The 24524-nt window shown below is 38.4% G+C and carries 19 protein-coding genes; 9 read left to right on the top strand and 10 right to left on the bottom strand.

Translation table 11 applies throughout. The annotated features are described in order from the left end of the window. Positions 1-130 precede the first annotated feature (130 nt). On the top strand, positions 131-631 hold the full coding sequence (locus tag C8P64_RS08205) for a GreA/GreB family elongation factor (protein WP_108171591.1): 501 nt from the start codon (positions 131-133) through the stop codon (positions 629-631). Here the strand turns inward: C8P64_RS08205 and C8P64_RS08200 are convergent. The 7 genes from C8P64_RS08200 to C8P64_RS08170 all read right to left on the bottom strand — a co-directional run bounded on the left by C8P64_RS08200 (position 625) and on the right by C8P64_RS08170 (position 9209). Then, the gene (locus C8P64_RS08200; protein WP_108171590.1) at positions 625-3195 is read right to left on the bottom strand and encodes a carboxypeptidase-like regulatory domain-containing protein; all 2571 of its coding nucleotides are present in this window, start codon (positions 3193-3195) and stop codon (positions 625-627) included. The two genes, C8P64_RS08205 and C8P64_RS08200, sit on opposite strands and share 7 nt — an antisense overlap. An 18-nt stretch (positions 3196-3213) precedes the next feature. Continuing rightward, positions 3214-3732 (bottom strand): DUF4402 domain-containing protein, encoded by a 519-nt coding sequence (locus C8P64_RS08195; protein WP_108171589.1) that lies wholly within the window; start codon positions 3730-3732, stop codon positions 3214-3216. Positions 3733-3741: 9 nt separating this feature from the next. Beyond that, positions 3742-6540 (bottom strand): T9SS type A sorting domain-containing protein, encoded by a 2799-nt coding sequence (locus C8P64_RS08190; protein ID WP_108171588.1) that lies wholly within the window; start codon positions 6538-6540, stop codon positions 3742-3744. Position 6541: 1 nt separating this feature from the next. Then, positions 6542-7363 (bottom strand): fimbrial biogenesis chaperone, encoded by an 822-nt coding sequence (locus C8P64_RS08185; RefSeq protein ID WP_108171587.1) that lies wholly within the window; start codon positions 7361-7363, stop codon positions 6542-6544. An 85-nt stretch (positions 7364-7448) separates the two neighbouring features. Continuing rightward, entirely contained in the window at positions 7449-7946 is a 498-nt protein-coding gene (locus C8P64_RS08180) for a DUF4402 domain-containing protein (protein ID WP_108171586.1), read from the bottom strand. A gap of 90 nt (positions 7947-8036) precedes the next feature. Continuing rightward, positions 8037-8528 (bottom strand): DUF4402 domain-containing protein, encoded by a 492-nt coding sequence (locus C8P64_RS08175; RefSeq protein WP_108171585.1) that lies wholly within the window; start codon positions 8526-8528, stop codon positions 8037-8039. A gap of 183 nt (positions 8529-8711) precedes the next feature. After that, a complete protein-coding gene (locus tag C8P64_RS08170) occupies positions 8712-9209 on the bottom strand; it encodes a DUF4402 domain-containing protein (RefSeq protein ID WP_245889681.1) in 498 nt (165 codons plus the stop codon). Between the two features lie 199 nt (positions 9210-9408). Here C8P64_RS08170 and C8P64_RS08165 point away from each other — a divergent pair, with 199 nt between their 5' ends. Genes C8P64_RS08165 through C8P64_RS08155 form a run of 3 tightly spaced genes read left to right on the top strand, consistent with a single transcriptional unit; the run spans position 9409 to position 13075 of the window. Then, positions 9409-9822, top strand: coding sequence for a DoxX family protein (locus C8P64_RS08165; RefSeq protein ID WP_245889680.1), 414 nt, complete (start codon positions 9409-9411; stop codon positions 9820-9822). Between the two features lie 7 nt (positions 9823-9829). Beyond that, the gene (gene gndA / locus C8P64_RS08160; RefSeq protein WP_245889679.1) at positions 9830-11725 is read left to right on the top strand and encodes an NADP-dependent phosphogluconate dehydrogenase; all 1896 of its coding nucleotides are present in this window, start codon (positions 9830-9832) and stop codon (positions 11723-11725) included. 3 nt (positions 11726-11728) lie between these two features. Beyond that, positions 11729-13075 carry a GntP family permease gene (locus C8P64_RS08155; RefSeq protein ID WP_108171581.1) on the top strand — a complete coding sequence of 449 codons (1347 nt, stop codon included), beginning with the start codon at positions 11729-11731 and terminating at the stop codon, positions 13073-13075. Positions 13076-13107: 32 nt separating this feature from the next. Here the strand turns inward: C8P64_RS08155 and C8P64_RS08150 are convergent, their stop codons facing one another. After that, the gene (locus C8P64_RS08150; RefSeq protein WP_146167198.1) at positions 13108-13437 is read right to left on the bottom strand and encodes a hypothetical protein; all 330 of its coding nucleotides are present in this window, start codon (positions 13435-13437) and stop codon (positions 13108-13110) included. Positions 13438-13576: 139 nt separating this feature from the next. Next, positions 13577-14422: an OmpA/MotB family protein gene (locus C8P64_RS08145; RefSeq protein WP_108171579.1), complete on the bottom strand. Its 846-nt coding sequence runs from the start codon at positions 14420-14422 to the stop codon at positions 13577-13579. A gap of 427 nt (positions 14423-14849) precedes the next feature. Here C8P64_RS08145 and C8P64_RS08140 point away from each other — a divergent pair, with 427 nt between their 5' ends. Both C8P64_RS08140 and tamL read left to right on the top strand, forming a co-directional pair. Next, a complete protein-coding gene (locus tag C8P64_RS08140) occupies positions 14850-19850 on the top strand; it encodes a translocation/assembly module TamB domain-containing protein (protein ID WP_108171578.1) in 5001 nt (1666 codons plus the stop codon). Then, positions 19840-22158 (top strand): translocation and assembly module lipoprotein TamL, encoded by a 2319-nt coding sequence (tamL, locus tag C8P64_RS08135; RefSeq protein ID WP_108171577.1) that lies wholly within the window; start codon positions 19840-19842, stop codon positions 22156-22158. The genes C8P64_RS08140 and tamL overlap by 11 nt, the downstream gene beginning before the upstream one ends. Here tamL and upp read toward each other — a convergent pair. Beyond that, positions 22155-22814 (bottom strand): uracil phosphoribosyltransferase, encoded by a 660-nt coding sequence (upp, locus tag C8P64_RS08130; protein ID WP_108171576.1) that lies wholly within the window; start codon positions 22812-22814, stop codon positions 22155-22157. The genes tamL and upp overlap by 4 nt on opposite strands. 197 nt (positions 22815-23011) lie before the next feature. On the opposite strand from upp, the gene C8P64_RS08125 reads away from it, so the two are divergent. From C8P64_RS08125 to C8P64_RS08115, 3 genes are all read left to right on the top strand, one after another. Further along, a complete protein-coding gene (locus tag C8P64_RS08125) occupies positions 23012-23392 on the top strand; it encodes a VOC family protein (RefSeq protein WP_108171575.1) in 381 nt (126 codons plus the stop codon). A 4-nt stretch (positions 23393-23396) separates the two neighbouring features. Continuing rightward, positions 23397-23762 (top strand): nuclear transport factor 2 family protein, encoded by a 366-nt coding sequence (locus C8P64_RS08120; RefSeq protein WP_108171574.1) that lies wholly within the window; start codon positions 23397-23399, stop codon positions 23760-23762. Positions 23763-23825: 63 nt separating this feature from the next. After that, entirely contained in the window at positions 23826-24461 is a 636-nt protein-coding gene (locus tag C8P64_RS08115) for a DinB family protein (protein ID WP_108171573.1), read from the top strand. Positions 24462-24524 lie beyond the last annotated feature (63 nt).

Raw genomic sequence — 24524 nt, 5'->3', positions numbered from 1 at the left:
ACAGGCTTGGTATAAAATTAAACCTTAGTTCTTCTGTAGATTATTCTTTGAGAAATATTTATGATTCTTATAAGTTTAAGAATTGCCAGGTCCGGTTTTTATTTCTTAGCTTGGAATATAAACACAGATGATGAGCAGAGGATTTGTAAAAGAAGATGACCAGGAAGAACCGGTTTTGGTGCCGCCAAGAGCAGCAATTCCAGAGGGAATAACAAATTATGTGACCCCAAACGGATTAGCAGAACTTAAAAAGGAGCTTAAAGATCTTGAGTTTGAAAGAGCTCATGTTGAAGCTGAAAATGATACTGAAAAAAGACGGGCCCAAAGCCTTATAGATGGAAAAATAAATCTGCTAACCGAAAGACTGAATACGGCCAGAATGCTGGATCCAAAAGATCAGCCTGAAGATGAGATCAGGTTCGGTGCTCATGTACAATTAAAGAACGAAACTTCTGGACAGGTACAGGAATTTCAAATAGTTGGGGTTGATGAAGCTGATATCAAAAAGAAAAAGATCGCCTTTGTAGCACCTATTGCCAAAGCTGTTACTGGTAAAAAAGTGGGTGAGGAGATAGATTTTAAACTTGGTAATGAGGTTAGAAAACTTAAGATCCTCAGAATAAGCTATTGATCTTTTTGCAGAACGAATTCCAGATCATCCACAATGTCTCCATATTCGGTTAATTCTATATTAAATGCCTGTTCCCCTGAACTTTTGAAATTGAGAGCCTCGAGTTGTTTCTGGTCTATTCTGGCAGTGTAATTACCCGGCTTTAAACCTAAATAGGTGAAATAACCATCTCCTTCAGTCAGAAATTCTGCCGCGATATTTCCATTTTCATCAATAACATTTACAGAAATTCTGCCAATACCTTTCAGACTTTCATTTTCTTTAAAATATACCATTCCAGAAACTTCTCCCAGAACTTCTACGGGCACTTCAATTTCCTGGAATTGATTTGGTAAAGTATGTACCTTGATTTTTTCATTTTTAACTTTCCAAGCGATATTATCCAGGCTGTTTTGATCTACTTCGAGGATCATGTCGATATACGGCTGCAATTCAGTTATCCTAAGAACAGTTTCGTCTTCATTGTAGGTTAACCTGCCCGAAGTATTCTTTATCTCCATACCACGCACAGCAGGTTCCATAGGATCTCTTTTTCCGTTAGAGTTATAGTCCAGGAATGGAATTATACTAAGAGCAGCTCTGGACATGGCGGTGCGATTGTTCGCGATTACGTACCCGGTGTTGTCGTCTAGTAATAAACTACCCCGAGCTGACTGCACAAAGGAATTATTACGATTACCAAGCCTTGAGGTTACCGAAGTCTGGGCAAAATTAAAAGCATACCTTAAACCTATTTCAAAAATATGAGCATCTCGAAGCATATTGTTTTCATATGCCACATTTACAAATCCCTTGTCAAATACTGGACGCTCAAGTTCAAGTATGACATTATTAAACTGGTTTCGGCTAAAATCATATTGCACCTGTGGTGAAAACAGGAAGTTATGTGGTAGTCTATAACTTTGTGAAAGCGAGCTGTAAACAGTAGGATTTTTCACCCTGTCGTTATAGATGCCATAAGTAGTAAGGTTGGTGCTAATGCCAAATATAGCTCCAGACAATAGCAACTGTGCCGTGGTGAACTCTGTGCTAGGCATAATGATCTGGTTCACACTGAACCTACTGAACAATGAGAAATTTTTAGTTCTAATAGGGGCAGAAAAACTAAGTTTTCTTTCCTCCAGGTAATTAAAATTTATCGCGGTTTGATCCTCGTCATATCTAATATAATTAAGATCTACCTGGATGTTTCCCGGTGTGCGATAACTTAGGAGACCTTCGCTCTTAACGCCATACATGTATTCTCCTGAAAACAGGAAATTGGTCGCAAAACGGATCGAAGAATTTATAAAGGGCATCACTTCGCCACTGGTCACCCCGGATAGATATTCTGCACCACCCCCAATGGTTATGGAATTGCTCAGCCCATAATTAAAATTAACACGTGAGAATTGATCCAGGTCGTCATTTTCAACGATTCCAGCACTTAGTGTATATTCAAGTTCGTTCTTTGGAACAAAATTATATGGTACATTGATAAAACGTTCTTCAATTCGCTCCTGCCCGTATGGGCCATAAAACTTTAATCTTACCGCGGTATTACCGTACATTAAAGGCACATCAAAAGAGTAAAATCCAGATGCATCTGCCTGGGTGAACTCAATTAGAATATTGTTTACATAGAGCTCTACAGTCCAGCGTGGTTCAGTATAGTCATTTAGCACATAAGTTCCGAAAGACCTTCTGTTCTGGAAAGGGCTGTTACTCACCTGTACACCGCTCACCGGTGCGAATAGGGAAGAGGTGGCCCGGGTAAAAATCCTACCTGCAGTTACCTGCTTAAATAATTTACTATCATTATTTATATATCGCCACTGGTAAAATTGATTTCGGGAATCGAAGGGAACCCTGGTGGAATAATTCAGCATTAAGTTCGTTTCCCCGCCGAGGAACATCGTTCCCAATCCAAGTGATAAGCGGTTATCATTCTCAAAATCGCTTTGCTGGGTTGTCACCACACCCCAATCCAGGCTTCCACCTTTAAAAAATGGATTAGTCCTGGCAATAGAAGTGTCTGGCTCAATAACTCCTTTCACCTGTTTTAAATTCTGGCGTAATTTCTTTAAGCGCATTTCTTTAATAACCGGGAGTTCTTTGTCGGTTTCTAATTTTACAGAAAGGCTTCTAAAAGAGAAATCGGTATTTAAACCGAAGATATCTCCAAAAAGATCAGATTTTAAATATAGTGTTGTCGCCGACCTTATAAAATCGTCTTCTTTGAGTTGTAAATCCTGGTTTTTATAGATGATCCTATTTCCAGCAGGATTTATAACAAAAGATGAATCTGGATTAATGATGAAACCTTTGATGCCATCAGCTGTTTCTTCATTTTTGATCTTTAAAAAATTGAAGAGTTCTACGACAGGAATATAGGCTTCCTGCCCTTTAATAGCTACCGGTATTTCTATGGTTCCAAGATCTGGAATATGCATTTCTACATTCAGCTCATCATATCCAGGCCATTCGTCCTGAGAATATCCAGAAATAGATAGGAACAGGCATAAAATTACTGGTAGAAGTTTTTTTAAAAACTCAATAGTAAAAGCTCGAAATTGTGTTTGCATTAACCGGGGGAGTACTTGCTACTGATGAATAAAATTTAGGGTGAACGTACCAAAATAGGTTCCTGGTAGGTTCCCGGAATTATCTGAGGGAATGCGCAAGGTGCCACCCACAAAAACTTCATTAGGGGTTTGTGCATTAGGAGCCTGCGTAACAAAAGTGCGTTGCCCCGTGCTAAAGCTGTTTATGAATAATTCTATCTGGATACCGGTATCCTGATTTTCCAGGGTATAAGCACCCATATCCTGGATTTGTATTATAGTTCCCGGGTTGGCATATACATCGAATAATGCGGCAGAAACTGGTTGGCCAAAATTAAGCTCGAAAATATCACCATCTACAGTACGCTGATCGTCGTAGCTAACGCTAACATTTCCACCAGAATTACCTGCAGTAAAAGAACCAAAATTAAGATTTCTGGAGGTTCTAACTTCCACCTGCACCGGGACTGGTGGGTTTTCCTGGGCTTTAATTTCAATTACTGAAAACAATAGCAATAACAGACAAAGTGTAGTCTTATATAAGCGTAAAGCCAGCATAGTTTTCGTTTATTTTTTGATTAATACTTTTTTCGTGTACTGCTTTTGATCAAGCTGAAGGTTAATTATGTAAATACCGTTACTGGTAATTCCATCGAAAAAAACCTCGTCCTTTCCTTTTGCATTTCTAACCTGAAGAATTTGACCGGTAATAGTACTAGCTCTTAAAACACCATTTTGGTCCCTTTCCAGGTTGAGGCTAACCTTTACCTTTCCGTTTTCAACCTTTATATCGAATGGCTCATTAAAGGCAATTGCAGGACTTGAAACTTGTTCCTCAGAGAACATTAATTCGAAACGGGAATCATGTTTTCCTGCTTCGATTTTGAAACTGTATTCAGGTTCGTCACTTAAATTCTGACCAATATTTTTTTCATGATCAATTAAATAGACATTGAAATTTGAACTAAGGTTTTGTATGGAACTCAACTTTATTGTCATCTCTCCACTTTGTTCGGCATTAATTCCTAAAGGGATCTTTTTATAGGAACCATATTCAGGAAATGGAATTGCATTGATCGCCAGTTCCTTACTGTCGTCGGTTATATTATAAAAGCTCGGTACAGCAGGATCGGTATTTTTCAATTTGAATGCATCCAGTTCTTTTTCAAAATTTACCGTAGCAAAAGAGGAAAAGTAGATGACCATAGCATCATTCTGCTCTATATTTTTGAATCCAGCTTCTAGCCTGATAATGGATCTTTGGTCTGTTATTGGAGACTTCAGGAAATCCTGCGCAAAATCTACGACTCTTATCTCGTTATCCATTTCAAAAGTGCCGGTCACTATATCCTGGGTATCAGAATCGCTTACTTTTATAAAGAAGCCCTGCATAGATGGGATAATGTTGGAAGATCGTCCATCTGCTAAAGGATTGGCCGTAGAAAGATCATTTACATAGGCCGTATATGTCCCGGTATACTGATTGGTTTCACTCGCAGTAAAAAAATAAATCCCATCATCGATATTATCCCTGGTCCAACCTGCTGTGGCCTCCCAGTCAATTGGCGAAGGGTAGGGGTTGCCCACCAGATGAAATCCTTTAGTGTATTCCCGCTGGTGATTTAGTAGTTCTTTCGCCGGAATCGGGCCATTATTGACCTCTCCGGTAATTTGTATTGTATCTGGAGTGCTTGATGCCCCGAAATTAATGGCATAACCTTCCGAAACATTTAAAGCGTTCCCCGGTTCAATATAAGGGGACCAGCCGGTTGCATCCAGATCCAGGCTGTCTATTCTTCGATTTTCGTCATATCTATAGAAATGTGGGAAACCGCTTTCAGGATCCTGCAGATCTACATATGAGCTAAAATCATTGACGGTTGAATTCTTAAACGGAGAGCTAAAATATTTATATCCAAAAGCTTTATCTAGATAGCGTTGCATGGTTACGAGACCAGTAATTTCTCCATTCCCGCTTCCATCGATCAATGCGGTTTGAGTTGCATTCGAAATTAAGGTAAGATCATCTCCAGTATCGAAAGTACCTGCTTCAACTTTAAGAGTTCCGGTTATTTCAATTTTTGCTTCTGAGGTCACTCCAGAAGAATTGTTGATTCTTAAATTTTTGACCTGGTTATTTTCAAAAGCAGAAATTGGAATAGTCTGGGCTGGGTTTCCTTCGAAAGAAATACTACCGTTCTCTACAATTAGAGCACCAGCGTTGGTGAGATCTCCGGCAATACGCAACCAGTTATCATCTACAATGACTGAAGCATTATTTTCAATGCTAAGATTTCTTGCAAAAGCATTAGTACCGGCTGTTATTTCCGGATAATTTCCTGAAGCTAAATTTTCAGGGATCAAAACATCGGTTTGAAGAGTTGGCAAGATATTGCAGCTCCAGTTTGCCGTATTGTTCCAGTTATTATCTGAGGAGCCGTTCCAAATTCCAGCGCTTTGAACACTTAGACTGGCCTTTCTGGATATCGAAATTTTACATTTAGAGGCAACTGTATCTTTTGGTTTTACAATGACCCTATAAAATTTGCCATTATCTTCTAATGATGTATTTGAAACAGTATACTCATTTAAGTTTGATCCAACGTCTATCCAATCTAAATCTCCTGTTTTTTCCTGCCATTGATAATTGATCTCAGGATTTGAAGCAACACTAAAAGTAGCAGAAGAGGCTTCACAAGCTATCTGGTTTGAGATTCCGGTTAGATCGTAGCAACGACTTAAATTAATTATTTCTTCAGGTATATTAGGATTATTTGCGAAATCATCTTCATCTCCATAATCACAGGTGCCACTTTCTTCAGGGGTACCAGAATAAGTACTTTCTTCGTCACAAGCTCCAAAATTAGACCACCCATCTACCTCTCCATAAATAAATATATTACCGTCGTCAACATTTAAAGTACCTTGCCCGCTACTACCTTTTTTTATAAAATCCCCTTGAATAATAAGATAACTGGAAATAGAAATATCAATTTTATTAGAAGCTAAAAAGTCACCAAATACAATTACCTGAGCAGAATTTTGCATCTTAAAATTCGAACCATTGTTGTCCATAGTAATGTTTCCATAAACCACTAAAGTTCCAAAAACATTTATTTCTCCATTATTGGCAATATCTAAATCGTTTATTTCAACAATAGAGTCTTTCTCGATTACAATTGAATCTGATATCTGAACATTATCTGTCGACCCCGGTAGGCGTGAAGGATTCCAAACTACATCGTTCCAATTACCATCCTCAGTAGATATTATATCCTGTCCAAATGAAATTTGGGAAAAAAATAATCCAAAAAGAAAAACCGTTGTTTTAAGTAATTTAAAAAACCGGGGGTAGTTTCTATCCATATTATTTCAAGGAAATTTCTTTTGTTGTCGAATTTCCTCCATCATCTTCAGAATAACTAACTTCTAAAGTACCCGAACTTAGATCTATCTCTGAGGTATTTCTTAGGTCAAAACTGAAGAATCTTTTTGCATTCGGCGTATAGACCGATATTCCTTTTACCTGGCCTACTTCTGTTTGAGAACCATTTGGAGCTATGTGATTAACCGTTAAATTACCATATACAGACATGTTCCCTGAGCGGTTGATCACCAGGCTGAGCTTGGGTTTTTCGCCATTTGTATCTAAGGATAGATCACTTAGATTTATTTCTGTTGTAGATTTACCCTCTCTAATGATAATTGGAATACTAATTCCAAAAACAGTTTTAATGTTTATGGAAATCCCATCGGTTTCTTTTGTCTCTTCTGCACCCAGAGCGGTTTGTTCTTCCACAGCTCTGAAATACATATGAGATCTGTATTCTCCCTGTTCAAGATTCCCGGTACGGGTCAATTGTACACGAATAGTTTGAGATTCATTAGGCGCCAGGGTGACCCTGCGAGGAAAATATCTTAAAAAGTCGGTTGCAAATCTTTGTCCTTCTACCGGTTCTTCAACTTGTTTAAAGTCTCCGGCTTCGGTCATGACATAGTTTACAAAAGAAATGGCGTAAACAGCGGTATCTTTACCGGTATTGGCCAGGTTTATTTCCTGTGATCGTTCAGAACCGTCGAAAACAAGTCTCTTGGGCATGATCATAAGATCTCCCTGAGCGTAATTTGAAAGACTTGAAAAAATAAAAATGCAAAATAGGAATAGGGGCGTAGGTAATTTTTTAAACATATCCTGGGGGGCTGGATTTTACTTTTAATTAGTTGGTTTCAAAGGTAATTAAATAGAATTGACGCTTGTTTATAAACTAACTTTTTTAATTATAGGAAACCGTTACGTTGAATCCCGACGAATTGGTATAAAATCCTGAAGCCTGGTTGGCCTCTAGATTTAAGGTTCCACCAATTTTGATAACATCTATAAGGTTACCTTCCTGAGGTTGCACGGTAAAACGGTCTATGATCAAAATTTGATTCGGATTATCCTGATTGTACAGAGTGAATTCTTCCGGCAGAGTGATAGAGTAATTATTATTGCCATGGGTAACAATGGCTTCAGCAGGATTCACAGTACCGGGAACTGAATTCGAGATCTGAACACCGTAAGCAACCCTGGAGCCGTCTGGTGTTAGAATCACCTGTCCCGGGTTATAGGCACTTATTACATTCCCAAAATCCAGGTCTACCGTCTTATCAATCTTTATAGGATCTATAACCGTAGCCCTGCTATTAACGGTAGCAGTGGATGAATTTTGAGCAAATACGCCAGTAGTGAATATGCTTAAGAAAAACATGAAAAAATAAGAGCTTTTCATTGATCTTTTATAACGGTTAATTATATAGAGTTGAAATTAAAAACGCCGCCACAATAGGGCGGCGTCCTTAATATCTTGATTTACTTTCAATTATTGATATGCAACTGTTACTGTAACAACTCCCTGATAGGTCCCAGCAGTTTGCCCACTTGCAACAGTTAACAATCCTCCCACCTTAAGATTTTGAGCTGCTCCTGTACCTGATGCTGTTCCATCGGTTTCACCATCTAGATCTTGAGTAAAAGTTACAGTCATATCATCACCATCTCCAGTTAAAACTGTAGAAGGGATGTAAATATTATAAGCGAAATCATCTGCTGCCGTAACACTAAATGTAGCTGGAGTTATTGCTGAGCTTGAAATTACTTCCATGTTAGTGTTAGAAAAAGTTCTCGTTCCTTCTGTATTTACTCGAACATTTCCACCTTCAGCTGCAACAATACTTCCGAAATTTAAATCGGTTCCACCGGTTATAGTAATTGGAGTTACAATTTCTGCAAAGACATCTGCAGTTCCAGTAGACTCTTGTGCAAATGCACTACCTGAAATTAAGGCCATTAAAATAAAAGTAATCTTTTTCATAGTTAATTAGTTTGGGGTATTATAGTTTTAACATGGCTAATATGGGGCTATATATAATCGGACTAAAAATTATTCGACGTTAGTGGCTGAAAAATCGACGAACAACCTATTTACTCCATAAAAGAAGTTAAATTTAACGCCCTTTAGTAATTGTTATAGGAAAAATTCTCTGTAAGAAGCTCGTTAATTGTAGTTTACCGTAACCTGAAGTAAAGTTTGACTGGTATAAACTCCTGGTTCTTGATCTGGATTGATATAGATGCTCGCACCAACCCTGACGTTTTGTGAAGATCCTGAAAAATTACCCGAACTAAAGTCACTTTGGAAATCCTTTATTGTAATGTTTTCAGAACCGTTTGTAAGTATATATGATGATTCCGGAAGAGCAATATCATAAGAATAACCATTTTGTCCATTTACTTCGAATACAGCGGCAGAAACTTCACTATTTGATTCAAGATTTACACTACCTATCGCCTCCCTCGTATTATCTGGATGCAAGATGACTGTACCGCCTTCTCTGGCATCTATGTTTGCGAAATTCATATGAGAGGTTGTTTTTACCTCTATAGGCTCAATAACCGTTACCGAAGCCGTAAAGGAAGCAGTAGCGCTATTCTGTCCCATTAACCAGGCAGGGAACATAAACAAAAGGGGTAATATGTAGTATATTTTTCTCAACAGGAATAAATATAATAAATTCTAATTTAATTTTTTCGATGAAAAGCAATATAATATCGATAAAATGCATATTTATATAAAATACTTCTTAACAATTGTTCTTACACGTAGAAAGATTTTAATAGGATTTTCTTTATAAAAAGTTATACCCGAGGGAACTATATTTTTTTACCTTTAAAACAATTAAAATTTCAATCTGATGAATTCTTACAAAACCAACCTGAATTTAGTGAACGTGGATATTGGCCTGCTCATTTTTAGAATGGCCATTGCTGCTTTAATGCTTACCCATGGATTCCCAAAACTTTTAAAATTCTTTGGTCCTGAAGAAATAGTGTTTGCAGATCCTTTGGGCTTGGGAGAAACTATAAGTTTTACCCTGGCCGTTTTCGCGGAGTTCATTTGCTCTGTTTTTATAATCTTTGGTTTTCTCACCAGGTTTTCGGCGATACCAATCGTTATTACCATGGCTGTTGCCGCGTTTATAGTTCATGCCCCTGATGGTTTTGGAAAACAGGAATTGCCAATTCTTTTTATGTTCGGGTTTTTACTATTGGTAATCTGTGGAGGAGGAAAGTATTCTTTGGATTACCTTTTGCAGAATAAAAAATAGCTGCATTTTGAATAAGGTATATATTTTAATGGGAGTGTCTGGTGTGGGGAAGACCACCCTTGGAATGATGCTGGCAGAAGAACTTTCCGTTCCATTCTACGATGCCGACAATTTCCATTCTGATTCAAATAGGGAAAAGATGCAGAATGGCATTCCCTTAACCGATCTAGACAGGGAAGAATGGCTTCGTAAAATGAGCTCATTAATTCCGGAATGGCAGGATTCAAACGGTGGTGTTCTGGCATGCTCTGCCTTAAAAGAAAAATACCGGAAACAACTCGCCGGTGATATTGATAAAAATCTTGAATGGATCTTTCTATATGAAGATTTCAGCGTAATTGAAGACAGGATAAGGCAAAGGAAATTGCATTTCTTTAATGCCGATCTTTTAAAATCACAATATGATACCCTTGAGCCACCAGACTATGGCATACATATAAAGGTTGAAGGCTCTCCGGAGGACTCGATAAAAGAAATTATTCAAAAACTGCCTCGGCCCGAAATTGGAATTATAGGCCTTGGGGTTATGGGTAAAAGTCTTGCTTTGAATATGGCTGGAAAAAACTTTTCAGTTTCGGTCTATAATCGGCGTGAAGGTGAAATAGAAGAAAATATAGCTCAAAATTTTGTAGATAACTATTCAGATGAATATGAGTTGCATGGTTTTGATGATCTTAAAAGATTTGTTTCTAGTTTAAAGTCTCCAAGGAAGATACTTTTAATGATCAAAGCGGGTCATCCTATAGATGAAACCATTGAAAAACTAATTCCTTTTTTAAAGTCCGGTGATCTTGTCATGGATGGAGGGAATTCTCATTTTAAGGATACCGCAAATAGACTGGAGAAATTAAGCGAATTAGGAATACACTTCATGGGTGTTGGTATTTCTGGAGGTGAAGAAGGAGCATTGAATGGTCCATCTATCATGCCTGGAGGTACCAGAGAAGGATATAACAGTGTAAAGAACCTATTAGGTAGTATTGCAGCTAAGGATCGCTACGGGAAACCTTGCTGTACTTATATAGGGCCTGGAAGTTCCGGTCATTATGTGAAAATGGTGCATAATGGTATCGAATATGGAGAAATGCAACTTATCGCGGAATTCTATTATTTTATGAGGTTTTTCCAGGATCGTTCACCGGAAGCGATATCCAAACTTTTTAAACAGTGGAATTTGAAGGAAAAAAGCTTTCTTCTGGAGATCACGGCCGACATTTTAATAAAAAAGGAAAATAATAAATATCTGCTGGATAAAGTGCTGGACATAGCAGGTCAAAAAGGTACTGGTGGCTGGACTACCAATGCAGCACTTGAGGTTGGAGTTTCCCTGGACACGATTACAGCTTCAGTTTTTGCCAGGAATATTTCTGCTTTCAAACCGCATAAAAATGAGGTTAAGGAATTATACAGGATAAAAAGTAAAGATAGTCTGGAAATCAGCGATGATGAACTTTATAAAACTTATAGATCAGCTTCGGTAATTAACCATAGTATTGGTTTTGAATTGTTGCGAATAGCCTCTTTGGAATATGCCTGGAATTTAAATTTTTCTGAGATCGCCAGGATCTGGACCAATGGCTGTATTATTCGATCTTCATTTATGGAGAAGCTATCTGAAATCTACGATTCCGAAAAAAGTAAACATTTACTCTTATATCCTGATATTGCCGAAGATTTAAAGAAAAACCACGAAATATTTATGCGAATAGTACCTGCAATGTTATCACGAGGTTGCCCGATGCAGGTAAGCTCCTCAGCTTTAAATTACTTTCTAAGTTTCACCAGGGAAAATACATCGGCCAATCTTATACAGGCACAAAGAGATTATTTTGGTGCTCATACTTATGAGAGAATAGATAAAGCCAGGGGTGAATATTTTCATTCAAACTGGAAACCAGAATAGCCTATGGATATTCAAATTTTATTCGCCGTTCTTGGCGGAATTGCCATATTGTTATTCCTTATTCTAAAACTCAAAATTCAGGCTTTCCTGGCATTGCTTATCGTCTGTATACTGGTTGGGATTTTTGCAGGCTTACCAGCTTCTGAAATACTTACTACCATGCAGGAGGGGATGGGGAGTACTTTAGGTTTTGTAGCTACGGTGGTGGGTTTAGGTGCATTATTTGGCGGAATCCTGGAGCAATCTGGGGGCGCGAACAGCCTCGCAAAATATTTACTTCAGAAGACTGGAGAAAAACGTTCTCCGTGGGCGATGATGCTAACCGGGTTTCTTGTAGCCATCCCTGTATTTTTTGATGTAGCCTTTATTATCCTGATTCCGGTAACCTATGCCCTTAGTAGAAAAACTGGAAAGTCTCTTATATTATACGCCATGCCGCTACTTGCCGGTCTTACCATCACGCATGCCTTCATTCCACCTACACCAGGGCCAATAGCGGTCGCCGACATTCTGGGAGCAGATCTTGGATGGGTAATCCTGTTCGGAATTCTTACGGGTATTCCAGTGGCGATTATAAGCGGACCTGTTTTTGCAAAGTTCATTTCCAGAAGAATTAATATCACACCACCGTCATTTACGGAACCCAATACAGATATAGACAATGATCTGCCATCGCCAGGACTGATATTATCAATTATATGTGTACCAATTATTCTTATCGTTCTTAATACGGTTCTAACCAGCCCTTTATTTCCAGAAGGTTTTATTTCAGGTCCTTTATTGTATCTGATCAATTTATTGGGACATCCTTTTACAGCGCTCATAATTGCGAACCTTCTCGCGTGGTATTTTATTGGAATAAAAAGGGGAGCGGGAAAAGAATTTTTGAACAAGACTGCCATGAAATCTTTCGAAGCTGCCGGGATCATTATTTTATTGACAGGAGCTGGTGGTGCATTTAAGCAAATACTCATAAGAACAGGTGCAGGGGAGATGATCGCAGAATCCCTTCAGGGAACTTTTTTTAATCCCTTATTCTTTGGATTTACTATAGCTTTATTAGTCAGGCTTCTACAGGGTTCTGCAACGGTTGCTATGATCACAGCTGCCGGAATTACAGCCCCAGTTTTAACATCATCTGCACTTTCTCCATCAGAGATCGCTTTAATAGTAATTGCGATCGCTGCAGGTGCATCCGGATTTTCTCATGTGAACGATAGTGGATTCTGGCTGGTAGGAAAATATCTTGGTCTTACCGAAAAACAAACTTTCAGGTCATGGACTCTTATGACCGGGATCGTAGCCATTCTAGGTTTACTGGTAAGTTCAATAATGTATTATTTCTTATAAAAAAAACCGCTATAGATATAGCGGCTTAATTTTTAGATCTTTTCGTCAGACTTTGGATGATCTGTAGACTTTTTATGATCGGGTCTCGAGCCTTTTTCATTGTATTGCATATTTTCCTCATCAACTAATTCAGATCTTTTCCCAGGTTTCGCATCGTTGCTCGCCGGAACATCCATTTCCTCAGCTGTAAAATCTACTTTTTTATTCCGGTCCAGATCTTTGTCCTGTCCCTTATTCATACTACGACCTTTTTCGTTCAGGGCCTGTTTGTCTTCCTTAGTTACCTCAGGATTATAAGGCAGATCCTCAGGTTTAGATTTTTTTACCTCTTCATTTGGTCTATTTACTTCCTTTTTCATCATCTGTCATTTTTGGTTCATCTATAATTTAAAGAATAATACAGGGATGTTGCTAAATGACGGGTTAAAATCTAGTTAAACCTGTTTGCAAAAAAAAGGAAAGCAGTTACGCTTTCCTTTTTTACATTGTGGATTGTGTTTCTTAGTTCTTAGCTACTGAAGCATCACCTTCAAGCATCGCAAAGAATTTATCCAGGTTAGGGATAATTACGATTCTTGTTCTACGGTTTTTAGCCATATTCTCTTTGTTGGTGTTCTCAACAAGAGGTTGGTAACTACTTCTTCCGGCAGCAATTAGTTTAGATGGATCAACATCATATTTATCCTGTAGAAGTCTTACGATAGAAGTTGCTCTTCTAACACTAAGATCCCAGTTATCTTTAAGGTAAGAATCCTTTACCATCGTTCTATCGTCTGTATGACCTTCGATCATCACTTCCATAGCAGGCTCACTATTAATTACTTCAGCAAGTTTCTTAAGTAATGGTTGAGCTTCCTTAGTCACTCTATAGCTACCGCTACCAAATAAAAGTTTGTCTGAAACATTGATCATTACTACTGTTTCGTCTACGCTAATATCGATATCATCTTCATCTGCACCTTCAGAGATATTTTGCTTAAGGTTGTAAGAAACCGCAAGGTTGATAGAATCTTCAAGGGTTTCAGCTCCTTTAACTTTTTCCGGGTCCATCTTGGAGATAGTGCTACGCATCTTATCTTTTGTATTCTTAGACATCACCGTTAGGTCATTCATTTCCATCATTCCCTCATTTTCTGTTCTAAGAGAATTTATTTTTGCATTATAATCTGCAACTCTTTGTTCTATAAGAGCATATTTTTGTTCAACTTCTTCTTTTTCAACTCTGGTTTTTTGTAATGTACTTTTAGTATCATTTAGTTCACCTTCCAGGGCTACGTATTTTTTCTTAGAAACACATGAAGTTAACATAGTGGCTGCCAAAACCGTTACTGTTATTACTCTTTTCATAAATCTGATTTTTAAATTTTGTTCTTTTTGATTAATTATTTAGTTCGAATAATCATTTATACAAAAGCTATAACAATGCCATTCCTACAAAATGTGCCATTTCCAGGCCTGTAGTTGGTGCCGAAACAAACTAAATTCTGCTGCTTCTCTTTAATAGATAGGGTTTTACGTGTACCTGCAAAAATATTAAGGCAGAATTAAAAATTATTTTAATGGCTTTTTATAATCGATGAAATACACTGTAAACTGTGGAATAGGGCCGGAAATGTGTAAAATATCTCCACACTTTAGGTTCAATATTCTTTAATTAATTCTGGTAATACCCAGTGTAGAAGGCGATTTAACACAAGTTTACCAGAATTATAGCGATTAAACTTCCTGAAATAATCTCGAAACGATAACTTTGAGAAATCCAAAAATTCACATATTGTCAGATAAGAAAAAGAAGGCATTTAAAGTATTGAAAATACTGGGAAAAGTATTCCTCGGGATACTTATTTTCTTGCTTCTTGTGATCTTATTTGTGCGTAGTCCTTGGGGACAGAATATCATAAAGGATAAGGTAATAAATTCCATAGAGAAGAAAACCGGTGGTGATATCACCCTGGAAAGGCTCTTTATTAAGTTTAATGGTGATATCCAGGTAGATGAACTTCTAATCAAAACACCTGAGGGTGATACCGTCATTTACGCCGGTAGTTTGTCTGCGAATATCCCTATAATGCCTTTGATAAAAGGAAATAGTTTTGGACTGGATGGTTTAGATGTCGATAATGTAAAAGCGAGAATTATAAGGAAAGATTCTGTCTCCGGATTTAATTATGAGTTTCTAACTAATGCCTACGCTTCAGATACCACCCAGGCAGCTACTGCTACAGATACTACTTCTGCACCAATGCAGATCAATATAGGGGATATTGATCTGAAAAATTTTGATGTCGTTTATAAAGACGATGTAAGCGGAATCGATGCGGAAGTGAAATTCGAAAAGATCCTGCTGGAGTTTACAAAAACTGATCTTCAGAATATGATATTCAGGGCAGATGATGTGATCCTTCGCGATGCGATGGTGAATTATGTGCAGACAAAGCCATTCCCTGAAAGCGACACCGAAGCTCCGCCAATGCCGGTATTTGAAATCGGTAACATCAAAATATCCAATGTACAGGGAGTTTATGATGCTAAGCCAGATTCGCTTTATACAGGCTTCCTAATTACCAAGGTGAACCTTGATAAATCCAGGTTAGACCTTAAAGACAATATGATCGCGAGTGAGTTTATTGGAATTTCTGATTCTGATATAATTTTAAAAACCAAACAATCTTCCATTAAGCAGAATGATACAACGAGTACTTCTGCGCCTTTTGAATGGCCACAGTGGAAGATAGACCTGGCCAGTATAGACCTTGAAAATAATTCCTTCAGATACCTGGTAAATGACGCCAGGGTAAAAAGAGGAACTTTTAATGCCAATGCAGTAGAAATAGACAGTTTGATATTTAAGGCCGAGAACATCCTTTATGAAGAAGCTATGGCTAGTGCTAATATTCAAAAGGTTCAGTTTCAGGAAGGATCGGGGCTTGATTTGAATAAGTTTAATATCAAGGCCAGGCTTACCGATGAACAAATGGAATTTTCAAATCTTGATATTTCAGTAAATAATAATCGGTTGTCGGGGAATCTTAGCATTGCTTATGAGAATTTCAGTGATTTCATTAATAAACCTGATAATGCAAGACTCGATCTTGATCTAAATAATATTTATTTAAGGCTGAGCGAGATATACCGTTTTCAGCCCGATCTTAAGGATAATGAATATGTGCAGGCGCTGGCAAGTTCTCCAATTAGGGGAAATGTTAGTGCTAATGGGAAATTGAACAATATCAATTTGCAGAACCTTAATTTAAACTGGAGCAATACAAGGATCTTAGGAAATGGAAATATTTTAAACGCCCAGGATCCCGAAAACCTAAGTTTTAGTTTACCCAATGTCAAGGTTAATTCTCAGAGGAGTGATCTTGTGAAATTTATAAAAGAGGAAGACCTGGGTGTAAAATTGCCGGAAACCGTCTCTTTAAGTGGAAGTTTTTCAGGAACTGCTAGCGAGATAAATACTAATGCCGTTCTCATAACTTCAGAAGGAAGCCTGGATGTAGATGGGGAATTTCAGATGGGAGATCAAATCGTTTTTGATGCTGAAGTGCAGGGTGATAGTATAGCTTTGGGTAACCTGCTTCAAAATGAAGCTTTGGGAGAAATAAAGATCAATCTCAAAACTTCAGGAAAGGGTAGCTCAATCAACGACCTTAATGCTAGTCTGGATTCTGAAATATCTTCATTCACCTATAATGGATATGAATTCCGGGACATCAATATCAATGGAGAGCTCAAGAATGGTGCCGGGCCTGTAAATATCGATTATAAGGACAATAACTTAAATATGAATGCTGAAACCAGGATTCAGCTGGATTCGGTTTCTCCAAGATTTGATGTTCATTTTGTCCTGGAAGGAGCAGATCTGGAAGCACTTGGCATTACAAGAAAGGAAATTAAGACCGGTTTGACGCTAGATGGCTGGTTCGAGGGTAATTCTACCAAATATGAAATGGAGGCTAGCATTATAGACGGAGTTGCCGTCTATAATAATGAAACCTATTTACTAGGTAGGTTTGACGCTTCGGCCTACGTAAGAGAGGATACCACTTCTGTGAAGATAGACAACAGAATGATAGACCTGGACCTGCAATCTAATGCCAGTCCGGGCGATTTCGCTAATTCGATAAACCGACATTTAAAAAGATATATAACCGAAAATTACCAGGAAGACTCTATAACTAATCCCGTTAATTTAAAAGTAAATGCTAAGATAAGGCAGGCGCCAATTCTTAACGAAGTGTTCCTGGTTAATCTTGAAGACCTGGATACCATAGATGTTAATATAGATTTCAGGGAAAAAGAACGCGAGTTAGAAGCAACAGTTTCGGTGCCTCATGTGTTGTATTATGGTAGCGAGATAGATAGTTTAGAAGTATTTATGAGATCTGATACCGAAGACCTCAATTTCGATTTAGCTTTTAATGAGCTGAACGCTGGTCCTCTAGCTATTAAGAAAACTGTTGTAAATGCCAACGTTCTTAACCAGAAGCTTAACCTCGAGTTTTCTTCATTTTATGAAGATTCTCAAATAGTCCATTTTAATTCTGAATTGGATTTTGCAGGAGACACCCTTAGATTCCATTTAGATCCCAAAGAGTTCATTCTAAATTCGAATCCATGGCAAGTAGATAATGGCAATAGAATAAGTATTGCTGAAAAATATCTTGAATTCCAGGACTTCAGGATATCAAGGAATAACCAGGAAATGCGCTTGAGCAATGATAAACCTGGTGTAGAGAAGGAACACTTAAGTCTTGATTTCAACAATTTTAAACTTGCGTCCTTATTAAATTACCTGAATCCGGAAGAGAAACTTGCAACAGGACAATTGAACGGAAATATCGTTTATGAAGAACCATTTGGTGAGACCGGAATCCTGGCAGATATGAAGATCAATCAATTTGAAATCTTAGGAGTAGATCTTAATACGCTAAGCCTTAGTGGCGAGTCTTCAGGTTTCAGCGATTACGATTTTGATCTTGCTATCAAAGGTGGGGAAGTAGATCTTGATCTAAATGGTACTTATACTGCAGCAGATCCTTCCGCAAAAATTGATATGCAGCTTGATCTAAATGAGATTCAAATGACTGCTTTGGAAGGTTTTTCTCAGGGTGAAATAAAAATTGCCAGTGGAAGTTTTTCCGGTAGCTTTAGTTTAGATGGAAGCGTGTTAGAACCTGTATATGAGGGGAGTGTTAATTTTAATTCGGCGCAGTTCAATATTGCTATGTTGAATGCAAGTTTTGTCTTGCCAGATGAAAAGCTGAGCCTGGATAATGATGCGGTATATTTTAATAATTTCAATATTAACGATACTAACAATAACTCTGTGGTCGTAAACGGGGAATTGGGCACCAAAAACCTTTTGAATCCAACTTTCGATCTCGATGTACAGGCAACAGATTTCAGGTTATTGAATTCCACCGAAGAGGATAATGAACTTTTCTATGGAAATGCGGTCGTAGACGTAGATGCTCAGATCAAAGGTGACCTGAATCTTCCTGAGGTAGACATGAATGTAGATATCAAGGAAAGTACAGATTTTACTTATGTGGTGCCACAAACCGAGCTTCAGATCAATGAAAGGGATGGAGTGGTGATTTTTGTGAATAAAGAAAACCCCGATGCGATTCTATCTCAAACCGAAGAAGAATCCTATGTGGTTTCCGGCTATGATATTTTTTCAAGAATCACTGTAAATAAAGGAGCTACCTTCAATATTATCATTAATGAAGAGACCGGGGATAAATTTCAGGTACAGGGTGAGGGAGACCTAATATTCAATATGTATCCTAACGGCCGCACCGCCCTTACCGGTATATACGAGATCAATGATGGTTTCTATGAAATGAGCCTTTATAACCTGGTAAAAAGAAGATTCGAAATAGCCGACGGTAGCCGTGTTTCCTGGGCTGGTGATCCTTTTGATGCTCAGCTGGATGTACGTGCGATCTACAGGGTCGAAACTTCGGCCTCAGCTTTAATGGCCTCAAGCACTACCAGTTCAGACCTGGGAGAGAATCAGCAATTCCGCCAGGAAATTCCATTTTTGGTATACCTGAATATTGAAGGAGATCTCATGCAGCCTAAGATTACCTTTAATCTGGATATGCCAGAGGATGAACAGGGTGTTGCCGGAGGACAGGTGTTTGGAAGGGTTCAGCAGTTGAACAACCAGGAACAGGAATTGAATAAACAGGTATTTTCACTATTGGTATTGAACAGGTTCTTCCCAGAATCTGGCAGCGACGGCAGCCAGGGAGGTACGCTTGCGGTGGCCAGGGATAACCTTAATTCGGCATTATCTGATCAATTGAATATGCTTTCCAGTAAGATTCTGGGAGAAAGCGGAGTGCAGCTTAATTTTAATGTCGATAGCTTTACAGATTACCAGGGTACAAGTCCTGAAGAAAGAACCCAGCTAGGTATTAGCGCCCAAAAGGCATTTCTGGAAGATAGGTTGATCGTAGAAGTAGGAAGTGAGGTCGATATACAGGGCGGTGGCCAGGAAGGGCAGGAGGCCAGCCCGGTCATCGGGAATGTGAGTATTTCCTATTTACTGGATAAAAGCGGAATCTGGCGTTTAAAAGGATTTAGTAAAAACCAATATGAAAATGTGGTTGATGGCCAACTGGTGGTGAGCGGAATAGCCTTAATTTTCACCAGGGAATTCAATAAATTCAAAAATATCTTCGAGAAAGCAGTAATGGAAAACGTGAAGAAAGAAGAAGATAAATCTAAAAAAGAAGAAAATAACACAGATGAGAATTAGGTATCCGGCAATAATCATTCTATTGATCTTCATTCAATCCTGTAGCGTGGAGAAATTCATTCCTGATGATGAATTCCTTTACACCGGCGCTGATATCGAGTTTGAATCTGATAGTACCATTGTAAATAAACCAAAGCTAACCACCGAGTTAAATAATGTACTTAGGCCAGAGCCAAATTCGAAATTCCTGGGAATGCGTCCGGGCTTATATTTCTATTATAAGGCCCAAAGAGAAAAACCAGGATTCATTAATAAATTCCTGAATAAAAAAATAGGGGAGGAACCAGTATATCTTTCTGATGTAGATCTCAATAATACCGAGGATATTATAATTAACCGGCTGGAGAACAGAGGTTACTTTTACAGCAGGGTAAGTTCAAGCACTACCGAGGATGAAGATGCAAAAACAGCTTCGGCTTCTTATACTTTAAATGTTCCTAGTCCCTATACTATGGCGAGTTACCAGCTGGATTCAGATTCACTGCTGGTATACAAGGATATTAAGGAAAACCTGGACAAGACCACGCTGGAAGAAGGAATGCCCTTTGATCTTCCTGAACTGAAGCAGGAACGTGAACGTATAGACCGTCATCTTAAAAAGGATGGTTATTATAATTTTAATCCGGGATTCCTGATCTTCGAAGCAGATACCAACCAGTATGTAAAGAAAAAGTTTGACCTTTTTCTGAGGTTGAAGAAGGATGTGCCTTCAAAATCTGTGATCCCTTATAAGATCTCTAATGTAAATGTTTACCCGAATAATAATATCGAAGAAGATTCTTTAAGCAAGAACTTTGAGCGATATAAGAACAAGAACTATTTACAGGAAGACCTGTTCTTTAAACCTAAATACCTGGATCCCTATATTCTCATTGAAACAGGTGATTATTATGATCCTGAAAAATCCAGGAATACCAGCCGTAGGCTGGGAACCATTGGTGTTTATAAGTTTGTGAACATCAGGTACGATGAAATCGATACACTTTCTACAGATAGCCTTGGTTTACTTGAAGCGAACATATTTCTTTCTCCGCTAAAAAAGAGAGCGATAAGGGCAGAACTGCAGGCAGTCACTAAATCTAATAGTTTTGCTGGTCCGCATTTAGCGCTCACCTTTGTAAACAGGAATTTATTTAAAGGTGGTGAAACTTTGAACATTTCGGCGAATCTTGGATATGAATTTCAGTTTGGATCAGCCAACAACCTTGGAAGTAACTCTCTTCAGTTAGGTATTTCCAATGATCTTATCATTCCCAGGTTGTTGTTTCCTATAACTTTTAGCAAGAACTATTTCAAGTATGATATTCCCAAGACCAAGATAAGTCTGGGAGGAGATTATTTAAGAAGGACACAGTTATTCACCCTGGCATCGCTGAATTCTACTTTTGGTTATTTTTGGAATGCCAACAGGTATGTGACCCACGAGTTTAATCCTATAAGTCTGAATTATGTAAGTCTTACTAATGTTACTCCTGAATTTCAGGATATTCTTGATGAAAACCCCTTCCTGGAAAGAAGTTTTGAACAGGAATTTATCGCGGGACTTACTTATTCTTTCACTTATAATGGCTTGATTGATGCTCAGAAAAGGAATGCTTTTTTCCTGAATTCCAATTTCGATATGGCCGGGAACACTATGAGCCTTTTCGGTAAGGAAGCTGAAGACGGGAATAAAGAAGTTTTAGGCCTGGAATATGCCCAGTATGCTAAATTAGATCTTGATCTAAGATATCATTTACGATTAGGAAAACAGCAGACCATTGCTACCAGGTTATTTGCCGGTTATGGTTTGCCATATGGTAATTCTGATGTTATCCCGTTTAGCAAGCAATATTTCTCCGGAGGACCATATAGTGTAAGGGCATTCCAAACAAGAGCGTTGGGGCCTGGAACCTTCGATCCTAGCGAACCTACAGAATTGACAGATCCGGGAGATGAGCCTACAGAAAATATCACCTACCGTGATCAAACCGGGAACATTAGGTTAGAAGCAAATGCAGAATACCGGTTTCCAATTGTGACCTATTTGAACGGAGCTTTCTTTGTGGATGCAGGAAATATCTGGACTTCAGAAGCGCGACCTGAAACTACGAACAGGGACGGTGAAGGATCGGGTGAATTTGGTTCAGGTTTCATGAATGAACTGGGAATAGGTACAGGTGTTGGATTGAGGATAGATATCCAGAGTTTTGTTATAAGATTCGACCTGGCCTTTCCGTTGCATGATCCCAGAGAACCTGCAGGTGAGCGATGGGTAAACGACTTTGGAAGCCCTATTTTTAATTTCGCAATTGGTTATCCCTTCTAGTGTTGCATTTTGTTACCATAACAAAGATCTCCTGCGTCTCCCAGGCCTGGAACTATATAGCCATTCTTATCTAATTCGTGGTCTACAGTGGCGATCCATAGTTTCGAGTCTTCTGGAAATTCAGATTTCAGGTATTCTACACCTTCGTCAGATCCTATAACCGATACTAAATGAATTTTAGCTGGTTTCCCCATTGATTTAAGTGCTTCAAGTACATTTACAAAAGACCTTCCGGTAGCCAGCATTGGGTCTGCCAGAACCAAGGTTTTTCCTTCCAGGGAAGGGGAGGCTAAATATTCTACCAGGATCTCAAATTTTTCATCATTGTCTGGGTGATGCCTGTAAGCCGAAATAAAGGAATTTTCGGCATCGTCAAAATAATTCAATATTCCCTGGTGTAATGGTAATCCTGCGCGAAGAATAGAACAGATCACAATTTCATTTTTCGGCATGGGGATATTCGATTTTCCCAGAGGCGTATTTACCTCCTTTTGTTCATAATCTAATTCCTTGCTCAGTTCATAAGCCATGATCTCTCCAAGGCGCTCTATATTCCTTCGAAACCGCATCCTGTCTTTCTGAATACTGGTATCCCTTAGTTGAGAAATGAACCTGTTCGCGATAGAATTGGTTTTAAGGATTTCCTGAACCTCCATAATGATCTGATAATTGATTAGAGCTCAAATTTAAGCTTTTCCAGATAGAACTTAAAAGAGAAGAAGGATTCAGATGTTATGCTATTCAGGAACAAATAGTTGATAAAAAAAGTACAATTTCTAAAGCAAAATCTTTCTGTGATAATTTTGAAAATAAAAATGTAAATTTATAAGGTAACAAACTTAATATCAGGCTTATGTTAAAGAATTGCGACGCTTTTTCGACATTTTCTACCAATGATATGGAAAAGACCAAAGATTTCTACGGAAAGATACTCGGTCTCAATCTTAGAGAAAATTCATTGGGCCTGTTGGAACTGGATCCCGGGCATTGCTCAGTTCTTATTTATCCTAAACAGGACCATAAACCTGCAGATTTTACGGTCTTGAATTTTTATGTGCCCGATATCGAAGAACAGGTGGATGAACTTACCGAAAAAGGAGTGAAATTCGAGATCTACGATGGCAAGATTAGAACAGATGCCAAAGGGATACATCGTGGGTCCCAACCTACCGCGATAGCCTGGTTTAAAGATCCGGCGGGAAACCTACTTTCCCTTATCGAGCAAAATAATTGAAATTATGAAGGAGAGAGAAGCGCTAATAAAAAAGCTGAATGAAGCCTTTGCGAGTTGTGATACAGAATTCCTTGCAAAAAGTGTCACCGATGATGTGAAGTGGGAAATAATAGGCGAAAAAACCATTTCTGGCAGGAAAGATTTTGAAAAATCTCTTGATAGAATGCGTCATGGAGGACCTACAGAGATCAAAGTAAGCGAGATTATTTCTGCCAAAGAAAAGTCTGTGGTAGAAGGTATCGTTGAGTTTTATGTTGAACCAGGGAAAAAGAAAAAATATGCTTTCTGCGATGTGTACATTTTTTCAAATTCTGATGGTTCGAAATTCAAAGAACTAAGAACCTACGTTACCATGCTTAAAAAGAAATAAAGAACACCCATCCGGGCTAAACTCTAAAACATAAATAACTGGGAATAATTTAAAACCTTAATCATGAAAATATTGATCATTTTTTTGAGCCTTGCTTTTTTCTATCCAGAATCTGCAGGGAATATAGAATGTCCAAAAGAATCGGACGATCTATTAGTTGCTAATGGTTCTATGGACATTAAAGATATTTTTGAATATCTGGATGAAACCAAAGAATCTCTTGAGGCAAGCGTGAACGACCTTTCTGCAGAGCAAATGCAATTCAAGCCAGATGATGAGAGCTGGTCTGTGGCGCAGATAGTAGAACATATCATTACCGTTGAAGGTGCTTTAAAATCTATGCTCGAAGCTAAAATCCAGGCTGGTGAGAACCTGGTTCAAAAATCAGAAATTAAAATGAGTGATGACGATGTGGTTGCTTTAATTACCAATAGAACCGAAAAGATAAAGACCCAGGATCAATTCCAGCCTTCGGGAAAATTCTCTGAGGCAGATGAAGCCATGGAAGCTTTTGAAGATCAAAGGGAGGATATTGTAGAATGGCTTAAAGGAGCCGAGGTAGATATGCGTAATTATGTGAACGAATTTCCATTCGGGAAGATCGATGCCTACCAAACCGTTCTCTTTATGGCTGGACATACAGAAAGACATACCGCCCAGATCGAAGAGGTGAAAGCAAATCCTGATTTTCCGGAATAAATAATATTTGTTAGTCGAATTTGCAAAGGATCCTTCACTTGAACGGATCCTTTTTTATAGCCG

The organism is Christiangramia gaetbulicola (assembly GCF_003054225.1).
Classification (GTDB): Bacteria; Bacteroidota; Bacteroidia; order Flavobacteriales; family Flavobacteriaceae; genus Christiangramia; species Christiangramia gaetbulicola.
The sequence above is the reverse complement of the archived record's forward strand: the minus strand, read 5'-3'. Positions and strand labels throughout refer to the sequence as shown.